This window comes from Stieleria sp. (assembly GCF_041595215.1).
Lineage (GTDB): Bacteria > Planctomycetota > Planctomycetia > Pirellulales > Pirellulaceae > Stieleria > Stieleria magnilauensis.
Genome location: NZ_JBFHKV010000693.1, coordinates 1 through 4725 on the forward strand (window position 1 = coordinate 1; position 4725 = coordinate 4725).

2 protein-coding genes, 1 tRNA gene and 1 pseudogene are annotated in these 4725 nt (G+C 59.4%); 3 read left to right on the plus strand and 1 reads right to left on the minus strand.

Annotation, left to right across the window (positions count from 1 at the left end; all coding sequences use genetic code 11):
* Positions 1 to 1353: pseudogene (locus ABX749_RS22625) on the plus strand (hypothetical protein); the annotation flags it as partial.
* A gap of 311 nt (positions 1354 to 1664) precedes the next feature.
* Here the strand turns inward: ABX749_RS22625 and ABX749_RS22630 are convergent.
* On the minus strand, positions 1665 to 3314 hold the full coding sequence (locus ABX749_RS22630; protein ID WP_372897982.1) for a putative transporter: 1650 nt from the start codon (positions 3312 to 3314) through the stop codon (positions 1665 to 1667).
* 739 nt (positions 3315 to 4053) lie between these two features.
* On the opposite strand from ABX749_RS22630, the gene ABX749_RS22635 reads away from it, so the two are divergent.
* Positions 4054 to 4127, plus strand: a tRNA-Arg gene (locus ABX749_RS22635).
* Positions 4128 to 4528: 401 nt separating this feature from the next.
* On the plus strand, positions 4529 to 4725 hold a 197-nt coding region (locus tag ABX749_RS22640; RefSeq protein ID WP_372897983.1), incomplete at its 3' end, for a hypothetical protein.

Consider the following 4725-nt stretch of genomic DNA (forward strand, 5'->3'; position numbering starts at 1 on the left):
AACCCGGCGGGCTTCCCACAAGCGCGACAACTGTCGTATTTCTACGCCGTTCGCGCCGGCGGCCGCTTGGAATTGGAACTCGACGGACTGTCCGAAGGCTGGCAACAGATCGACTGGAGCACGGTGCCCCCGATGTTGCGCGAAGCGGAAAACCGAAACGCACCGGTGTTCGCCCTCCGCGCCGTCGTTCCCACCAGCCCACTGATCGTGCGTGCCCAACGGCATTCGATCGCCGACGCGCTCAAGCTGCGGGTGGCCCAAGGTTCCTTGACCACCATCCTGTCGCCGACCGGTGATCAACTGACCGCCGTCGAAGTGACCGTCGAAGTCATCCAGCGCAGCAGTCTGAGTGTCGGTCTGCCCGATGGCGGCGAACTGTTCAGCATCTTCGTCAACGGCGAAAGCGTCAATTCGATTCGTCAGGGAGGCGACACGCACACCTGGCAGTTCTACATCCTGCCGGGCATCGACGACCGCACCGCAACCGTCCGCTTTGTCTATTCGGTGTCGGGAAATCGGTTGCGGGATTTAAAATTGATCAGCCCCCAATTGAACGTGCCGCTGGAAAACATCCAATGGAATGTTGTTGCACCGAAAGGATTTGAGCTGACCGATCACGACGGCAATTTGGAATTGATCAGCCAGACCAACCAAGAGCAATACGATCGCAGCTCGTATTTGTCCAAAGCGGTCGGCAAGCGACAAGCCCAGGCGCAACAGGCCGCCCAGTTACTCGAACAAGCCAACCAGTTGTTGCAGGCCGGTGAACAAACCAAGGCCCGCTGGGCACTCAACAGCGTCGCCAATCAATACGCCTTGGACGCAGCCTCCAACGAAGACGCCCGCGTGCAGCTTGAGAATCTGCAAACGCAGCAAGCGATCGTCGGACTCAACACACGTCGTCAGCGTCTGTATCTGTACAACACGCCCAGCGACACCGTGTCGGGAGACAACCCACAACTCCGCGAGGCCGCCGCCGACAACCCGATCCTGCAACAGGACCAATTGAATTTCCGACCTCAACAATTGAGTCAGCTGCTGCGTGGCAACACGACCGAGGACAACGCGGTGCTGCAACAGATCGCCGCCCGTCTGGTCCGTCACCAACGCACCACCGAACCGGCCCCGCAAGCGATCATCATCAGCCTGCCCGAAGAAGGCTCGGTCTATACGTTCGGTCGCACCGTGCAAGTTGCCGAAAACGCACCGTTGGAACTCGATCTGGAATTCGCCTCGCAGTACAGAATCCAAGCCTGGCAAATGGCCTTGGTCACGCTGTTACTGGCCGGCTTCGCAGCCGCGCTCGCCTTCGCCACCACCGGCCGCCAGCGCGACGAAAGGGACGTGGGGTAAGCATCTTGCTTGCCTCGCTCCAAGGCTCCGCCTTGGAACGCCGGTCAATTGCAGACCAGTAGGTCACGCTGTGCGTGACAATCGGCATGCACAGCATGCCCTCCTTCTCTTTCCACCAGAGGGCCTGCCGTCGGCGCAAACCGGCGGTCCGTCGCGCTCTCACGCGAACATCATGATGATCGCTTGGGCGGCGATAATTCGCAGACCAGTAGGTCACGCTGTGCGTGACAATCGGCATGCACAGCATGCCCTACTTTTCTTTCCATCAGAGGGCCTACCGTCGGCGCGAACCGCGGGTCCGCACCGCGGTCTCACGCGAACATCATGATGATCGCTTGGGCGGCGATGATTCGCAGGATCATCGTCAGCGGGTAAACGGCTGCATAGGCCGTCGAACTGGCTTCGGAGTCGGCCTGAGAATTCGCGAACGCCAGCGCCGGCGGATCGGTCATGCTGCCGGCGATCACGCCGCAGATCGTCAAGTAGTTCTGTTTCCAAATCATTCGCGCCGCGATTCCCGTCGTCAGCAAAGGGACCATCGTGACGATGATGCCCAGCCCCATCCATTGGACGCCCTGGACACTGAGCGCGGCTTCGAAGAAGGTTTCACCCGCGCCCAAGCCTGCGCAGGCGAGAAAAAGAATGATCCCCAACTCCCGGAGCGCCAGGTTGGCCGAGTAGGGGATGTACCAGACAAACTTTCCGACGCTGCCGATCAGACTGAACACAATCGCGGCCACCAGCGGCCCGCCGGCAAACCCCAGCCGGATCGGGAACGGGACACCGGGCAGATGAAACGGAATCATCCCGGCGACGACCCCGATCGCGATGCCGAAGAATAGCGGCGAAAAGTGCGTCTCCTTCATCGACTTGCCGGAGTTCCCCAGGAATTTGGTGACCCGTTCGATCGACTCTTTGTCACCGACAATGTGTGCGATATCGCCATAGTGAAAGCGGCTTGATCCCCGCGCGGTCAACTCGACGCCCGATCGAATGATCCGTGTGACCGACGTGTTAAAGACTTTGTCCAGCGACAGCTCACGGAGTGTCTTTCGCAAGGCTTGGGGATCGGTCACCAGGACGCGGCGATAGGCCACTTCGCCCGGCTCCTTCATCAGATCGACATCGACTTTGCGACCGATAACCGGCTCGATCCGATCCAACGTGCTTCGTGGGCCGACGAGTTGAACGAGGTCGCCGTCGTGCAAGTCCGTTTCGTCCGTTGCGGCTTGAACGATGTCTTCACCCGCGCGTCTGATCCGCGAAATACGGACGCCGGAATCTTCGACGCCAGGGATTTGGCCGAAGGGAATGGATCCTAAATGGGGGTTGTCGATCACGATCGTGCGACGCTCGATCGGTTCATGATCCTGTTTCTCAAGCTCCTTGATTTGAGCCACTTCGTCATTGACGTTGATGCCGAACAGCCGTCGAATCAAAAGCATCGAGGCAATGATCCCGATGATGCCGCCGGGGTACGCGACGGCGTAGGCCGAGGCAAGCGATCCGATTCCCGCGGGCCTTTCGTTGCCCGACAGTGACAGCGCCGCCTGCTCCGCGGCTCCCAGGGAAGGCGTATTGGTCGTCGCCCCGCTGAACAACCCCGCCGAGGTGAACACGGGCAGTTCCAGCAACAACACAAAGGCGCAGATCAAGATAACCGCCTGCACCACGATCGAGAGCGCCATGGAATTGAGCAAGATGCCTTGCTTCTTCCACAGCTCAATCACGCCGGGACCGAGCTGCAATCCGATCGTGAAGACGAACAAGATCAGCCCGAACTCTTTGGTGAAATCCGCGATCTCCGGATCGATCGACGCGCCGAAGTGGCCGAACAAGATGCCGGCAAACAGCACCCCCGCCGGCCCCAGCCCGATCCCCCGGATGCGAATTCCGCCCAACAACAGCCCGCAAACAGCGACGAGCGTGACGATCAAGATTGCGGCGGCGACGGGTGGCATGGATCAAAGACTTCCGTAACGGTGTGTGGGCTGATTCGTCACAGAGCGTGAAAACTCAGGACCTGTTGCGGCAGAACAGATTTGCTGCTCAACGCGTGCATCGCCGGTGCCCCCTCGTGGGGCCGTCGCTTGAGACGCGTTGCACCCGACGTTTGCCTTGCTTCGTGCACGAATCAGTTGCGTTTGAAGGGTGTCGTACTGGATCAATCGGCTGCACTCAATGGGACGGGTGGAACCCCCAAGTCGCCAATAGCCTTTGTCCACCGATTGCGGTGGGGAATGCGCTGTTAGGGATCGAAAATCAGATCTGGTGGGCCAGCTGCCAGAAAACGCGCCGGCCACAATCAAAGCACTCCATCGCCCCATTGCGGGGCGTGCAGTTTTTAACGTCACCCTCCTGGCAGGAGGGTCGAGCGCAGCGAGGGGAGGGTTTCCGCTACCCCGCGTTCACCGATGCCAACAACGACGCCGATAGAGCCCTCCCCGCTCCGAGCGCAAACTCCTCCGCGACCCTCCCAAAGGGAGGGAGACTTCACCTCCATGATGAACCGACGGCTTAACTTAATGCCTATGGGGTCGAGCGCAACGAGGGAGGGCTGCCGCCGACGATTTCCCCGCCCCCCAAATCGACGGCAGATCCCGATCCCTGGAACAATGCAATTTGGCACGATGAACTTCCATGACCTCGCTAGACAACCGAACCCGAATCAGGCAAAATACGTCCTGAGTCGCAAGACACGCACCCGTGGCACAACTGGATAGCGCATCGGTCTTCGGAACCGAGGGTTGCAGGTTCGAATCCTGCCGGGTGTATCGAAGCCTTCTCCTGACACGTCGTCACGTGTCGGGAGCGGGCTTTTTTCGTTTTCACAGCGAAAGTGAGACAAGAAGATGGGTGACAGGAAAATCGGTGGGGATCGCTGAGAACAGCGAATCCACGTCAGCAACCGGCCCAATGGATCGGGTCCCTTCGGGTCCCCGCGCCCCATTTTCCTGTCGATCCGCTTCCCGACACCCCCATCTTTCTGCCCGCAATTTGCGGCCATCTGCGTCGTTCCCTCGAGGCTGAGTTCCCTGGATCCGATGACCTGCCCGTAAACGGGCCAACGCGTTACAAATGCCCCGCCTAGTGTCATCGCCGTTTCCGTCTGCTTCCACGCACCAGCCGCGTCCCACAACACTAGCAACCAATTGCTAGCGAAACCAATTGGTGCGTGGCACCATTTGAGCCGGTCCATCTATCTGTTTTTGTAAAACTCTTCCACCGCGATGGCTGCTGCCTCGTGGTCTCTGAATGTCAGTCACTCTTCACATTTCCAGAGGTGGACCGAATCAAAGATGATCCGGCAATCTGGACCGCCCTTGAAAGTAAATCTGGGCCCGTGTTTGTCTTTCTCGTTGACGAGGGTGA

Excerpts from the sequence above, each read along its gene's own strand:
- ABX749_RS22630 (WP_372897982.1), bottom strand. The coding sequence starts at position 3,314 with ATGCCACCCGTCGCCGCCGCAATCTTGATCGTCACGCTCGTCGCTGTT.